Consider the following 371-nt stretch of genomic DNA (forward strand, 5'->3'; position numbering starts at 1 on the left):
CAAGGTAAGTCATGGTATCCATGGGATTACTTACCACGATAAGTGTTACATTAGGAGAGTGCTCTATAAGGCTTGCTGAAACAGATTTTACAATATCGGCATTGATCCCTATTAATTCCTCACGGGTCATTCCCGGTTTACGCGGAATTCCACTGGTGATCACAGCGATATCTGAATTTGCAGTTTTTGAGTAGTCATTCGTGCTTCCGGTGATACGGGTGTCGAATCCAAGAAGAGAGGAAGTCTGCATGAGGTCCATGGCCTTTCCCTCGGCATAATCTTCTTTAATATCTACTAAAACTACTTCTGAAGCAAAATTCTTAATGGCAATGTATTCCGCACAGCTGGCTCCAACAGCTCCGGCACCTACT

The 371-nt window shown here is 43.9% G+C and carries 1 protein-coding gene; it reads right to left on the minus strand.

Going from position 1 to position 371, the window contains the following annotated elements:
- Window positions 1-371, minus strand: a 371-nt coding sequence (locus tag HC175_RS20615) for a lactate/malate family dehydrogenase (RefSeq protein WP_438865973.1), incomplete at both ends; no start/stop codon positions are given.

The sequence above is a fragment of the Salinimicrobium oceani genome (genome assembly GCF_012037645.1).